At 46.1% G+C, this 14,218-nt stretch carries 9 protein-coding genes and 8 tRNA genes; 3 read left to right on the forward strand and 14 right to left on the reverse strand.

Features of this window, described 5'->3' with window-relative positions; all coding sequences use genetic code 11:
- Window positions 1–200: 200 nt before the first annotated feature.
- The 11 genes from AB0763_RS11205 to alaS all read right to left on the reverse strand — a co-directional run bounded on the left by AB0763_RS11205 (window position 201) and on the right by alaS (window position 5,651).
- A tRNA-Arg gene (locus AB0763_RS11205) sits at window positions 201–277 on the reverse strand.
- 58 nt (window positions 278–335) lie between these two features.
- A tRNA-Arg gene (locus AB0763_RS11210) sits at window positions 336–412 on the reverse strand.
- Window positions 413–470: 58 nt separating this feature from the next.
- Window positions 471–547: transfer RNA gene (locus AB0763_RS11215), tRNA-Arg, on the reverse strand.
- A gap of 67 nt (window positions 548–614) precedes the next feature.
- Window positions 615–707, reverse strand: a tRNA-Ser gene (locus tag AB0763_RS11220).
- 51 nt (window positions 708–758) lie between these two features.
- Window positions 759–835 (reverse strand) — tRNA-Arg (locus AB0763_RS11225).
- A 56-nt stretch (window positions 836–891) separates the two neighbouring features.
- Window positions 892–968, reverse strand: a tRNA-Arg gene (locus tag AB0763_RS11230).
- Between the two features lie 14 nt (window positions 969–982).
- Window positions 983–1,059: transfer RNA gene (locus AB0763_RS11235), tRNA-Arg, on the reverse strand.
- A gap of 22 nt (window positions 1,060–1,081) precedes the next feature.
- Window positions 1,082–1,174 (reverse strand) — tRNA-Ser (locus AB0763_RS11240).
- 247 nt (window positions 1,175–1,421) lie between these two features.
- Window positions 1,422–1,619 carry a carbon storage regulator CsrA gene (gene csrA, locus AB0763_RS11245; protein ID WP_004415691.1) on the reverse strand — a complete coding sequence of 66 codons (198 nt, stop codon included), beginning with the start codon at window positions 1,617–1,619 and terminating at the stop codon, window positions 1,422–1,424.
- A gap of 114 nt (window positions 1,620–1,733) precedes the next feature.
- Window positions 1,734–2,918, reverse strand: coding sequence for an aspartate kinase (locus tag AB0763_RS11250; protein WP_306100594.1), 1,185 nt, complete (start codon window positions 2,916–2,918; stop codon window positions 1,734–1,736).
- Window positions 2,919–3,062: 144 nt separating this feature from the next.
- The gene (gene alaS, locus AB0763_RS11255; RefSeq protein WP_306100593.1) at window positions 3,063–5,651 is read right to left on the reverse strand and encodes an alanine--tRNA ligase; all 2,589 of its coding nucleotides are present in this window, start codon (window positions 5,649–5,651) and stop codon (window positions 3,063–3,065) included.
- Window positions 5,652–6,067: 416 nt separating this feature from the next.
- On the opposite strand from alaS, the gene AB0763_RS11260 reads away from it, so the two are divergent.
- On the forward strand, window positions 6,068–7,294 hold the full coding sequence (locus AB0763_RS11260; protein ID WP_306100592.1) for an OFA family MFS transporter: 1,227 nt from the start codon (window positions 6,068–6,070) through the stop codon (window positions 7,292–7,294).
- A gap of 40 nt (window positions 7,295–7,334) precedes the next feature.
- Here AB0763_RS11260 and recX read toward each other — a convergent pair whose 3' ends face one another.
- From recX to AB0763_RS11275, 3 genes are all read right to left on the reverse strand, one after another.
- Window positions 7,335–7,793 carry a recombination regulator RecX gene (recX, locus tag AB0763_RS11265; protein ID WP_306100591.1) on the reverse strand — a complete coding sequence of 153 codons (459 nt, stop codon included), beginning with the start codon at window positions 7,791–7,793 and terminating at the stop codon, window positions 7,335–7,337.
- A gap of 162 nt (window positions 7,794–7,955) precedes the next feature.
- Window positions 7,956–9,005 carry a recombinase RecA gene (gene recA / locus AB0763_RS11270; protein WP_306100590.1) on the reverse strand — a complete coding sequence of 350 codons (1,050 nt, stop codon included), beginning with the start codon at window positions 9,003–9,005 and terminating at the stop codon, window positions 7,956–7,958.
- Window positions 9,006–9,124: 119 nt separating this feature from the next.
- The gene (locus AB0763_RS11275; RefSeq protein WP_306100589.1) at window positions 9,125–9,634 is read right to left on the reverse strand and encodes a CinA family protein; all 510 of its coding nucleotides are present in this window, start codon (window positions 9,632–9,634) and stop codon (window positions 9,125–9,127) included.
- 288 nt (window positions 9,635–9,922) lie between these two features.
- On the opposite strand from AB0763_RS11275, the gene AB0763_RS11280 reads away from it, so the two are divergent.
- Complete coding sequence (locus AB0763_RS11280) at window positions 9,923–11,395, forward strand: methyl-accepting chemotaxis protein (protein ID WP_306100588.1); 1,473 nt, start codon at window positions 9,923–9,925, stop codon at window positions 11,393–11,395.
- Window positions 11,396–11,601: 206 nt separating this feature from the next.
- A complete protein-coding gene (mutS, locus tag AB0763_RS11285; protein ID WP_306100587.1) occupies window positions 11,602–14,193 on the forward strand; it encodes a DNA mismatch repair protein MutS in 2,592 nt (863 codons plus the stop codon).
- Window positions 14,194–14,218 lie beyond the last annotated feature (25 nt).

Raw genomic sequence — 14,218 nt, forward strand, 5'->3', positions numbered from 1 at the left:
AAAACGAGTTGCTCAAAGTGAACAAACTATAGTCAAGATAACATAGCGAATCAGTAAATTAGGAACAATAGCTGGTAGCAATCTATCTGAATCCTTTTCAAGCCAGCTCACAGAATAAAAATGTAAAACTCTAACAAAGTCACAGAAAGTTTAATCGAGGAAATAAAAAAGCCTCATCAAATGATGAGGCTTTAAAGGAATGGCGCGCTCGGAAGGATTCGAACCTTCGACCGCCTGGTTCGTAGCCAGGTACTCTATCCAGCTGAGCTACGAGCGCGCAATAATTCTGATGTAAAAACCGAACGTATCGATTTTATTGTAACTAATAAAAATAATGGCGCGCTCGGAAGGATTCGAACCTTCGACCGCCTGGTTCGTAGCCAGGTACTCTATCCAGCTGAGCTACGAGCGCGCAACAATTCTGATGTAAAAACCGAACGTATCGACTTTATTGTAACTGATAAAAATAATGGCGCGCTCGGAAGGATTCGAACCTTCGACCGCCTGGTTCGTAGCCAGGTACTCTATCCAGCTGAGCTACGAGCGCGCGATAATGTGAATCAAATCACATTCTATTTTTTGGGACCAAAAAAATTGACGTTAACGTCAATAAATGGCGGTGAGGGAGGGATTCGAACCCTCGATACGGCTACAAACCGTATACTCCCTTAGCAGGGGAGCGCCTTCAGCCTCTCGGCCACCTCACCGTTGTATCCCATTGTATTCAAAAGCTTAAAATAATCAAGCTAAAGAATGAATGGCGCGCTCGGAAGGATTCGAACCTTCGACCGCCTGGTTCGTAGCCAGGTACTCTATCCAGCTGAGCTACGAGCGCGCAACAATTCGGGTATAAAAACCGACGTATCGATTTTATTGTAACTTCAAAAATAATGGCGCGCTCGGAAGGATTCGAACCTTCGACCGCCTGGTTCGTAGCCAGGTACTCTATCCAGCTGAGCTACGAGCGCGCTGTTGTGTTGAATGGCGCGTCCGGGAGGATTCGAACCTCCGACCGCCTGGTTCGTAGCCAGGTACTCTATCCAGCTGAGCTACGGACGCACATTAACACATTGTGCAAGAATGGCGGTGAGGGAGGGATTCGAACCCTCGATACGGCTACAAACCGTATACTCCCTTAGCAGGGGAGCGCCTTCAGCCTCTCGGCCACCTCACCGTCTTGCGGAGGCACATATTACGTTTTACCGAAAATATGTCAAACACTTTCTTTGAAAAAAGTTACAAATGGCCATCAAGCGTTGTCAAAATAACCAATGCGATGATTAATTAAGCTTTTTATGTATTTTGCTCGCGATAAGATAAACTTGATGCGCTAACCTCAGGTCGCTTAAATCACATCACTTGGTACTGAAGTGAAACCCTGTACAAAAGAAAGGCCAGCTTTGCAGCTAGCCCTTTATGCATTAGTAATTTCCTGATGCAACATTGCCGTTGCCTTTTTCCGCTTGGATACGCATGTAGATTTCCTCACGGTGAACAGAAACTTCTTTAGGTGCATTGACACCAATGCGTACTTGGTTTCCTTTCACACCTAAAACCGTAACAGTGACTTCGTCACCAATCATTAAAGTTTCGCCCACGCGGCGAGTTAAAATTAGCATTCGATGCTCCTTGAGTGATCTCTTAATATTGCTTTTAGCTATTATCTACTAAAAGTTAGATTTAGGTAAACCGCAAACTGGCAGAAAATAAGCCAGAAACCGTTTTTACATAGTCTAAACGGTCGATAATGCGCAATCATTTGCATCAATTGCTAACGACTCGACATAAACTCGATGTAACATATTGGCGACACTATCGAGTTTCGATGGGGTCATGAGTACCGCCACGAGATTGTCTCTTGCCTGTAGCGCAACGTTGTCCATGCAATCACGCTCTAAGAGCTCTACGATGGCGGCTCGATGCCGCTCTACCCCTGAGCCGATTAAGCTAACTAAACTCACCTCTTGCCGTTCAACGTGTTGAACAGCCCGAGCAAGAAGTAAACGATCAACGCAATCTCGTTTAATAACAATAGAGCAAGTTTCTTTATTTTCAAGATATTGGAATATATCTATTGCAAGAATTTGACACTGTTTTTCCACAGCCAAACGCTCATGATGAGCAAAAGACAGTAAGCTCAGATCTTTTTGAACACTAATCCCTCTGGTACTTGGGTTCATTTGTTCACCTTTGACTAAGGTGCCAACATGATTGTCAAAAGTCGACAATACCCGCAGTGGTACACTGTGTTGCTGTGCGTATTCCACACAGGGTAAGTGCAGAACTTTAGCCCCAGCCCTAGCCATCATGGTCATGGTAGGAAAATCAATACAATCAAAACGTTGTGCGCTCTTTACTAGCCGTGGATCACAAGAATAAACCCCATCGACATCGGTAAATATTTGACATTCAGCGGCCGACAAATACCCGGCAAGTACAACCGCGCTCGTATCTGAGCCACCTCGCCCTAAGGTAGTGATATCACCGAGAGCGTTCACACCTTGAAAACCAGCCACAATAACGATCTGGTCTTGGTCCAACTCTCGCTCAACTCTAGCGATATCAATATGAGAAATGGTAGCATCATTGTGCTGGTCATTGGTGTAGATACCCGCTTGCTGGCCGGTTAGTGAAATTGCAGCAACGCCCTGCTGCTGCAAAGTCATCGCGAGTAATGTCATTGACATCTGTTCACCACAGGCCAATAACGCATCGAGTTCACGAGCATGCGGAACAGGATCAATATTTTTAGCTAATGACAACAATCGATTGGTTTCACCTGCCATCGCTGAAACGACGACCACGACCTGATGACCCAATGCTTTTGCATTAAGGACATGTTTTGCAACTCGTTGGATACTTTCTAACGTTCCCATCGATGTTCCACCGAACTTTTGCACAATGAGCGTTTTTTTCACTCGCTTTCCACCTTCCAAAAACGCTATCCGAAAAACACACGATACAACCGAGTGTCTCACTAGATAGGGTTATTACTTATAGAACAAAAGCCAAGTGGTAACCCACTTGGCTTATTACATAGATAACTTATTCAATACCGTGTGTTACGCTAATTTAGCGGTTAACCAAGCGTCTACTGAAGCCAAGGCAGCAGGAAGCGCAGATGCGTCGTTGCCCCCGGCTTGTGCCATATCAGGGCGGCCGCCCCCTTTACCACCCACTTGTTGTGCGACGTGATTGACTAACTCACCCGCCTTAACCTGTGAGGTCAGGTCTTTGGTCACACCCGCGATCAAACCGACTTTGTCTTCGGCCACATTGCCCAATAACACAATGCCTGAGCCAATTTGGTTTTTCAGATCATCAACCATCGAACGCAGCGATTTATTGTCCGCGCCGTCTAATTGAGCAATAAGCACCTTAACGCCTTCGATCTCTTTGACGTTGTTGATTAAATTGGCACTTGCTTGCGATGCGAGCTTAGCTTTCAACGTTTGAATTTCTTTTTCTAACGCTTTCGCTTTACTAGCCGCTTCGGTTAATTTCGCTTCATAGTTCTGGCTTTGGGTTTCAACCACGTCAAGCGCAGCGTCCGCTGTCACCGCTTCAATGCGTCGAATGCCTGCAGCAATACCGCTTTCTGCCACAATCTTAAACAAACCGATGTCACCCGTTTGCTTAGTATGGATACCACCACAAAGCTCGGTAGAGAACTCACCCATGGTCAAGACGCGAACTTGCGAATCGTATTTTTCACCAAATAATGCCATCGCACCTTTGGCTTTCGCCGCTTCAAGATCCATAATTTCAGTCTCAACACTGTGGTTGAAACGAATGTGCTCATTAACCAAGCGCTCAACTTGTTTAATTTCATCATCCGTCATTGCTTCGAGATGAGAAAAGTCAAAACGCAAGCCTTCCGCTTTCACTAACGAGCCCTTTTGTGCGACGTGATCACCAAGAACCTCTCGCAATGCTGCGTGCAATAAATGCGTAGCCGAGTGATTTAATGAGATAGCAGAGCGGCGCTTGGCATCGACTTTTGCCTCTACCGTATCAGACAGCGCTAAAACACCTTGTTGGAGTACACCATAGTGCAACCAAGCGCCGCCTTGTTTTTGAGTGTCTTCAACGTTAAATTCGCCAGAAGCTGTCAATAGCACACCAGCATCACCACATTGGCCACCCGATTCAGCATAAAACGGCGTTTGGTCCAGAACCACGATAGCGCGATCGCCCGCGGTGATACTTTCAACTTGTTGACCGTCTAGATACAGTGCCTCAACCTTGCCTTGGCCTTCAGAAGCTTGGTAGCCACAAAACTCACTTTGCGCATCAATTTTTAACGACGTATTGTAATCAGTACCGAACTGACCTGCTTCTCGAGCGCGTTGTCGCTGTGCTTCCATCGCGTTTTCAAAGCCGTCCTGATCGATAACAAAGCCGCGCTCACGCGCAACATCATTGGTTAAATCAGCAGGAAAACCATAGGTATCATACAGTTTAAAGACGGTCTCACCATCGAGCTCTTTATTGTCTCCAACATGGTCGAGTGCGTCGTTTAAAATCGTCATACCGCGCTCAAGAGTACGACCAAAGTTTTCCTCTTCAATTCGCAATACTTTCTCGACTAGCTCTTGCTGTTGCGCCAAGGTTTGTCCGGCGCTCCCCATGATTTCCGCGAGCGGTGCCACCAGTTTGTAGAAGAAAGCCCCTTGAGCGCCCAGCTTATTACCGTGTCGTACCGCGCGGCGAATAATACGGCGCAACACATAACCACGGCCTTCATTAGATGGCATCACACCATCGACGATCAAATAAGCACAAGAGCGAATATGGTCGGCAACAACACGCAAAGATTGGTTTGTGAGATCTTGATAGCCAATCACTTCTGCCGCAGATTTAATCAACTTTTGGAACACATCGATTTCATAGTTCGAATGTACCCCTTGCATAATCGCAGAGATGCGCTCAATGCCCATACCCGTGTCTACAGATGGCTTAGGAAGAGGCTCCATTGTTCCATCCGCTTGGCGATTGAACTGCATGAATACGTTGTTCCAGATCTCGATAAATCGGTCCCCATCTTCTTCTGGCGTACCAGGACGACCGCCCCAAATGTGTTCGCCGTGATCGTAAAAGATCTCAGAACAAGGACCACATGGGCCAGTATCACCCATTTGCCAAAAGTTATCTGACTCGTATGGTTGTCCACCTTCTTTGTCACCGATGCGAATAATGCGATCGGCAGGAATACCAATCTGCTTATTCCAGATATCAAAGGCTTCATCATCGGTCTGATAAACCGTCACAAGCAGTTTTTCTTCAGGAAGTTTGAGTACCTGTGTCAGAAACTCCCACGCAAACGCAATCGCATCTTGTTTGAAATAATCGCCAAAGCTGAAGTTGCCAAGCATCTCAAAAAAGGTGTGATGTCGCGCAGTAAAGCCGACATTTTCAAGGTCGTTGTGTTTACCACCGGCACGAACACAACGCTGGGCTGTGGTGGCTCGAGTGTAATCGCGTTTTTCTAAGCCGAGAAAACAGTCTTTAAACTGATTCATACCTGCGTTAGTAAACAACAAGGTTGGATCGTCATGTGGGACCAACGATGAACTGTCAACGATTTGGTGTCCTTTGCTTTCAAAGAACTTAAGGAACGCGTTGCGAACCTCATCAGTGCTCATGTACATGCAGCTCTTCCTGAAATTTTTACCTGATAAAATTTGGCCGTATTGTAGATCATGGCGACGCCAGCGACTAGCCTTCTGCAAAAAAATGGCAAGATATCCCGTCTAATCTGTATTTATTTGCGCTATCGCATCTTTTTTGCTTTCTAACCTGGTTAACATCCTCATATGCACACAGGTTTGTATTTTGTGGTATTTACGTTACCCGTTCGCGTTGCTTAAAACCCCAATAAATCCATTTTATTACGTTTTTCGTCAAGGGTAGCCAACACACAAAACTTGAGAGTTAAGTGCCACAGCGGTGCCTTAAAGCAATAACTTCACCTTTTAGTTCGTCGCCCCCCACCGCCCTAAACCATAAAAGCAGAGTCATGATGAAAATTTTCAACGGAACATGGCCTATTTTCGAGGAGTACAAAATGAGAAACAATCACACCGCCATTGATGCAAAATGGTGGACTTTGATCGGCACTGTCGCGGTGCAGTTTGCGCTTGGTTCTGTCTACACTTGGAGCTTGTTCAATTTCCCGCTTGCGAACAAACTTCATCAACCACTCCATCAAGTGGCTTTTGCCTTTGGTATGATGACGCTGTCATTAGCGATCACATCGTCACTAGCTGCAAAAATGCAAGAAAAGTTTGGTGTACGGCGTGTCACTAGGGCGGCCGGATTATTGTTTCTTTTGAGTATGATCGCTACCGCTTACGCCCCTAACCTATGGGTGTTATATTTGTCGGCAGGACTGCTACTGGGCATTGCAGATGGTGCTGGCTACTTGATTACCTTATCAAATTGCGTCAAGTTTTTTCCCAAATCCCCAGGGTTGGCGTCTGCGTGTGCCATCGGGGCTTATGGTTTAGGCAGCCTTGGCTTCAAATTCATCAATCTGGCTTTACTCAACCACGTTTCTTTGCATCAAGCCTTTATCTTATGGGGCGGTGTGGTGATGCTGATCACGGTCACTGGCGCCGCGCTCATTCAAGACGCGCCGCTTAACTTACCCGGCGATGGGGATACATTTACCACCGGGCAATTTACATTAGCCCAGGCACTGAGAACCCCACAGTTCTGGCTGCTCAGTATTATCTTTATCACGAACTGTCTCAGTGGCTTGTATGTGATTGGCGTTGCTAAAGACATTGGCGAAAACTACGCTCATTTAAACGGGTCACTGGCAGCAGCATCATTGGCGATCATTGCCATTGCCAATTTGACCGGTCGCTTAGTTATGGGTGTACTTTCCGATAAAATAGCCAGAATAAGAGTCGTGAGTATCGCGTTAACGATAAGCTTCATTGGCATTACAGCCCTTATCTTCTTTCCCGGTGATGTTTACAGCTTTTATTTGTCTGTCGCCTGTATCGCTTTTAGTTTTGGGGGTACGATCACGGTTTTTCCTTCGTTAATCAGTGATTTTTTTGGCTTGAGTCACCTGACCAAAAACTATGGCGTGATCTATCTTGGGTTTGGTATAGGCAGTTTAATGGGGTCAATTGTCGCTGCGGTATTCGGTGGTTTTATCAGCACCTTCTACCTAATCATGGCACTACTTTTTGTCGCATTGATCATTTCTGTTGTGATTCAAAAACCACAGTACAAGCAAGAAACACTGCCGGTAGAGACTTGGGCACCAACGGCTCGTTAAGTGTTATCGCACAAGATCAATCTCAGCCTTCACTTGAGGATCAATCCTCTGAGGGAGTTAGCGCGTATTTTATCTGTTCAAAATCAAACCCACGGTATTGTAAGTACCGAACTTGTTTTTGATATAATTTTCGGTCTTTGATGTCAAAGACCGAAAACTTTTTTTCTGCCGCCCTGCGAGCCAAAGCAAACCAGTCAGTATTTTCCTCTTCCAGTGCAGCATCAATATCGTCCACACTGACTTTTTTGAGATTCAGTTCTTGACGAATACGCCGCTCGCCATGGCATTTATTGATATGCTGCCTCACCTGACTTCGAGCAAAACGCTTGTCATCAAGGTAACCATATTCTTGGCATTTCTCCATCGCCGCTGCGATCTCTTGTGGCGCGTACTCCTTAAGCTGCATTTTTTGTTGCAACTCAGCAACGCCGTGATCGCGTCGACTCAACAAATAAACAGCGTATTCACTCGCATTCATTTTAGTACGTTGTTTTCTCATTGTTTTTCCCACTTAAGATTGATAATTGCCTCCCACATTTCACCCGCTATCGAATCATAGTCATGTCACTCTATCTCGACTCGACTTTACAGGTAAAATGGCTCGTCAAGGATACAAAAAGAAAAGCCCTGCGAAGGCAGGGCTTTTCTTGAAAACTGGCGATTAGAATTCATCTTCCGCTTGTGGGCTTGCACTGTCCACTTCAACATTGTCAGCCGGCTTAGTCGGCGCAAGTAACATATCGCGTAATGTTCTGTCGAGTACGTGTGCGGCTTCTGGGTTTTCACGCATAAATTTACACGCATTGGCTTTACCCTGGCCGATTTTATCGCCATTGTAACTGTACCAAGCCCCCGCTTTTTCGACCAATTTATGTTTCACGCCTAAATCGATCAACTCACCTTCGCGGTTAAAGCCTTGCCCGTACATAATTTGCGTGTTTGCTTCTTTAAATGGCGCTGCAATCTTATTCTTAACCACTTTAATACGCGTTTCATTACCAACCACTTCATCGCCTTCTTTGATAGCGCCAGTACGGCGAATATCCAAGCGAACAGAAGCGTAGAATTTTAGTGCATTACCACCCGTTGTGGTTTCTGGGTTGCCAAACATCACACCAATTTTCATACGGATCTGGTTGATAAAGATACACATACAGTTCGATTGCTTTAAGTTACCGGTTAACTTACGCATCGCTTGTGACAACATACGAGCTTGTAGACCCATGTGACTGTCACCCATTTCGCCTTCAATCTCGGCCTTGGGTGTCAAAGCCGCAACTGAGTCGACAACCATGACGTCAATCGCCCCAGAACGAGCTAGAGCATCACAGATCTCTAACGCTTGCTCACCGGTATCAGGCTGAGAAACTAATAAGGCGTCAATGTCGACTCCCAATTTTTTCGCGTATACCGGGTCAAGGGCGTGCTCGGCATCGATAAAGGCACAGGTTTTTCCTTCGCGTTGCGCTGCAGCAATCAACTCCAACGTCAATGTCGTTTTACCTGAGGATTCCGGGCCGTATATCTCGACGATACGTCCCATTGGCAAACCACCAGCACCAAGGGCGATATCGAGAGAAAGTGAGCCAGTCGAAATGGTCTCAACATCCATGGCTCGGTTATCACCCAGGCGCATGATCGAGCCTTTACCAAATTGTTTTTCGATTTGACCAAGCGCTGCTGCCAGTGCTTTTTGTTTATTATCGTCCATCACTTTCTCCGATTATTCACCGCATATCGATGAAGCTGTGTATGTGTCTGGTATTATCACCGACTGAATAACTTACATTATACTGGTTATTCATACAGCGTCCAGTGTTATGATAAATTTTATTGTGCTTTTGTCGAGTCTCGTCCATTTTGACGCGTCAGCACTTGGAGTAATTTTTCTAATCCACAATGTACTGCCGCTTCTCGTACCTGACGACGATTGCCCGAGAAATGAGCCGTCCAACTGACAGGCCCTGAAACACAAGCTATCGCAAAGCACACCATACCAACCGGTTTTTCTGGGCTGCCGCCATCGGGCCCTGCTATCCCACTGACCGACACAGCGAAGTCTGCGTGAGCTGCAGAGCGCGCGCCTTGTGCCATTTCAACGGCAACGGCTTCACTCACTGCGCCATAGGTTGATAGTGTCTGAGCTGAAACGGATAACAACTCTATTTTGGCCTGATTACTATAAGTGATAAAGCCGCGCTCAAACCAAGCCGAGCTGCCGCGAGTATCCGTAATCGCAGACGCAATCCCACCACCGGTACAAGACTCCGCTGTCGTTACTGTTGATTGATTTAAAACGAGCGCTTGCCCTAAACGCTCACTCAGTTCAAAAGTTGTCATGATTATTGCTCAAATACCATTAAAAGCGTGCCGTTGTGATTCACTATGGCAATAGATGAAAAAATAAAAAAAGTGAAAACAGTCAAAAGTTTGATCTCTTTCTCAGAGTATCACGTATATATTTTTTTATGCGGCTTACATAACGTACTCTGTTCTAAATAAAAACTACTATACTAATACAATACCAAACTCATTTGGCTTACATAATAGTGGACAGGCAATCTTTTCCGTAGTTCGAGTCCACTTTTTCGACACTTTTTGCTATAAGCATTTTTAATGGGGCTATCTATGCTGTTGTCACGCCAACTGTCTTTTCAAAACACCACTTATATTGTTGCCGTTCCGTTCGCGCTTTTAACGTTAGTGTACTTTTTTCTCTATCAAAGCAGTGGTTATAGCTTGTTAATTGGAGGAGGGCTTACCGCAGCAATCCTGGGCTTGAACACCCCAAAGTGTCGCCATATTTTGCCTTACTTACTCTATGGATTAGTAGCGCTCCACATCCATCAGAGCCAAGGTATGGTTATGCTTCACTTTGAAGTCTTTATCTTAATTGGGGTGTTAATTCTCTACAACGATTGGGTCATTGTTTTACACGCTTTAATCGCTGCAGCTTTGCACCACGTTGGCTTTTTCTTTATGCAATTTTCTGGGCTGCCCGTTTACATTTTCCCCACCGATGAAAACCACTTTTCTATGGTGGTAGAGCACTGCCTTTACGCCATTATGCAAGCGTCCGTATCTATGTATGGTTGTATCGTACTCAATCGCAGTATAAAAAGAATACAGTATGTGACTCAAGTCGTGGATAAGGTCGTAGAAAAAGACAAGCTCAACCTCAATGTGGATTTACTTGATGACGATGAGTTTTATCAAAAGTTTAATCAAATCATCGTGCAATTACAAAATACCGCTCAAGTTCAACACCAAACCATCGCGAGTTTAAAAAGCATTTCAGACAATCTTGTCAACGATATTCATGTGATCGACAAAGAAGTCTCCGCCAATGCGCTAAGCACGGAAATGGTCGCCACGGCAATAGAAGAACTCGGCAATGCCTTTAGCAGTGTCAGTGAGTCGATGCAAGCCTGTAGTGATAGTACCGAGCACGCCGAGCAATTAACCGACAAATCTGTCGTTGCTTCCAACGTCTGCCAGAATGATTTACAAACGTTGACACAAGGCGTCGACAGAACCAAGAGTAACATCAAACAAGTGGTCGACGATGTTCAAGCGATTCATCGCATTTTACAAACCATTACTGATATTTCAGAGCAAACCAATTTGCTCGCGTTGAATGCGTCGATTGAAGCTGCCAGAGCGGGTGAGTCTGGTAGAGGCTTTGCCGTGGTCGCTGATGAAGTCAGGCAGTTGGCAACAAGAACCAACGCAAGCGTAGAAGAAATTTCGCATTCTTTACAGCAGCTCAATAGCAATATTAATTCGTCGACAGCGACGATTGATACCATGGCCTCACTGTCAGAGTCTGTGGCTCAATCCCTCACTCATTCACTCGAGCTCACGCATGACATTACCAAAGACATCAATGATATCAATGCCCAAATGTATCAGATCACGTCTGCAGCAACGGAGCAAAACACCGCACTGGAACAAATCAACCAAACCATGGCCGATGTCTACCGCTCTTCAAGTGTGGTGGCTGATCAATCTAACAATCAAAAGCAATCGACCGAGACGCTCAGCCACAATATCGAACAACTAGTGACGCTGAGCCAAAAACTGTCCTACCACGGACGGTGATTTTCTTAGCAGTGGTGAATATGATTTCATCACTGCTAAACCTCTATCCCCTATCAGGCAGATTGCTCCCTCACGTCAAGGTTGCTATGCTTAGCACTTTTCATAAAACGCCATATTTACCCATCTTCACTCGCAAAGCCCTACGCAGAATGCTGAACTTGGGGCCAAACGGCGCCGTCAAACTAACGCATTAATGATCAAGTAACATGACTCAAAAAGTGACCAATAAAGATAAATCATCTCATACCCCCATGATGCAGCAATACCTAAAGCTCAAGGCGGAAAACCCGGATATCTTGCTGTTTTACCGCATGGGCGACTTTTATGAGCTTTTTTATGACGATGCCAAAAGAGCGTCGCAATTACTTGATATATCACTAACCAAACGAGGCTCCTCAGCGGGTGAACCGATTCCGATGGCGGGTGTGCCCTACCATTCGGTTGAAGGGTATTTAGCCAAATTAGTTCAACTGGGTGAATCTGTGGCCATTTGCGAACAAGTCGGTGATCCTGCGACCAGTAAAGGCCCTGTCGCACGCGAAGTAGTCAGAATTGTCACTCCAGGAACCGTGACCGATGAAGCTTTGCTCTCTGAGCGGGTCGATAACTTAATTGCCGCGATTTATTGCCAAGACGAAAAGTTTGGCTATGCCACTTTAGACATGACTTCGGGTCGTTTCCAGCTCTGCGAACCAGACAGCGAAGAGGCCATGATGGCCGAACTGCAAAGAACTCAACCTAGAGAGCTGCTCTTTCCCGAAGATTTTCCATTTCCGTACCTGATGGAACACCGACAAGGCAATCGTCGCCGTCCGGTTTGGGAATTTGAACTTGATACAGCAAAACAACAGCTTAATCAGCAATTTAATACACGTGATTTGGTTGGTTTTGGCGTAGAAAAAGCGTCATTAGGGCTGTGCGCTGCTGGTTGTTTGATCCAATACGTCAAAGATACTCAGCGCAGTGCGCTCCCCCATATTCGCTCACTGACTTACGACCGCCAAGACCGTTCGGTCATTTTAGATGCGGCAACGCGTCGCAACCTAGAGATCACACAAAACCTCTCTGGAGGGCAAGAGAATACCCTGGCCGCGGTATTAGATAATACCGCAACCGCCATGGGCAGTCGGATGTTAAAGCGCTGGCTCCATCAACCCACTCGTGAACGTGCTATTCTCAATCAACGACTCGATGCCATTGAGGAAATGAAACAACATTCCTTGTTCATCGACCTACAACCAATATTGAAGCAAATTGGTGATATAGAGCGAATTATTGCTCGCTTAGCCTTGCGCTCTGCAAGGCCAAGAGATCTCGCTAGGCTCAGACAGGCCTTACAACAACTGCCCGACTTAGCCGAATTACTCGCTCCGTTACAACAGGATCACTTACAAGTATTGACCCAACAAGCAGCCCCGATGGTCGAAGAGTGCCAATTGCTAGAGTTAGCTATCAAAGACAATCCTCCTGTGGTATTGCGCGACGGCGGGGTGTTAGCGGATGGCTACAACCGTGAGCTCGATGAGTGGCGAGCACTGGCGGAAGGCGCAACCGAGTACTTACAGCAACTTGAAGAGCGCGAGCGAGAGCAACACGGCATTGACTCTTTAAAAGTGGGATACAATGCGGTTCACGGCTTCTTCATTCAAGTGAGCCGCGGCCAAAGCCATCTAACACCGCCGCACTATATACGTCGTCAGACATTGAAAAATGCCGAGCGCTACATCATTCCTGAGCTCAAAGAACACGAGGAGAAGGTGCTTAACTCAAAATCCAAAGCGCTCGCGTTAGAAAAACAGTTGTGGGAAATGCTCTTTGATCAATTAATGCCGAAAATTGAGCAGTTCCAGACTCTGGCACAAGCGATTGCGCAAATAGATGTGTTACAGAACCTCGCCGAGCGCGCCGATACTCTACAATATTGTCGACCACAACTGACTGACGACGTGGGCATCGACATTATTGCCGGACGTCACCCTGTGGTCGAACAGGTCCTTAATGAGCCATTTATCGCTAACCCTGTCACCCTTAATGAACAACGCAAAATGCTGGTGATTACCGGTCCGAATATGGGGGGTAAATCCACCTACATGCGACAAACAGCGTTAATTGTGCTGATGGCTCACATCGGCGCGTTTGTTCCAGCAGACAAAGCAAAGATTGGCGATATTGATCGTATTTTTACGCGTATTGGCGCGTCTGATGATCTTGCTTCAGGTCGCTCTACTTTTATGGTTGAAATGACTGAAACCGCCAATATTTTGCATAATGCCAGTCCGTTAAGCCTGGTTTTGATGGATGAAATTGGCCGGGGAACCAGTACCTATGACGGGTTATCACTGGCTTGGGCCAGTGCTGAATGGCTGGCAAACAAAATTGGTGCAATGACACTGTTCGCGACCCATTATTTTGAGTTAACAGAGCTAGCTGGGGTTTACTCGCACCTTGTCAATGTCCATCTCGAGGCAAAAGAACACAAAGACAGCATTGCTTTTATGCATGAAGTCAAAGAAGGGGCAGCGAGTAAGTCTTATGGCTTGGCTGTGGCGGCGCTGGCTGGCGTTCCTAAACGTGTGATTCATCAAGCAAAACAAAAATTGTCACAGCTCGAACAGCTCAGCCACCTTGAAGCGCCAGCAAAGCAAACCGCTCAAGACGAGACAGAACGAGAGGAAAGACAACTGACCTTACTGCCAGAGGTAAGTGAAATCGAGCAAGCACTATCAGAGATACAACCGGATGATCTTACCCCGAAACAAGCTCTAGAAACCTTGTATCGCTTGAAGCAATTACTATAATCATTGGCTTAATTGAATTTTATAT

It is taken from the genome of Vibrio sp. HB236076, from assembly GCF_040957575.1.
GTDB lineage: Bacteria > Pseudomonadota > Gammaproteobacteria > Enterobacterales > Vibrionaceae > Vibrio.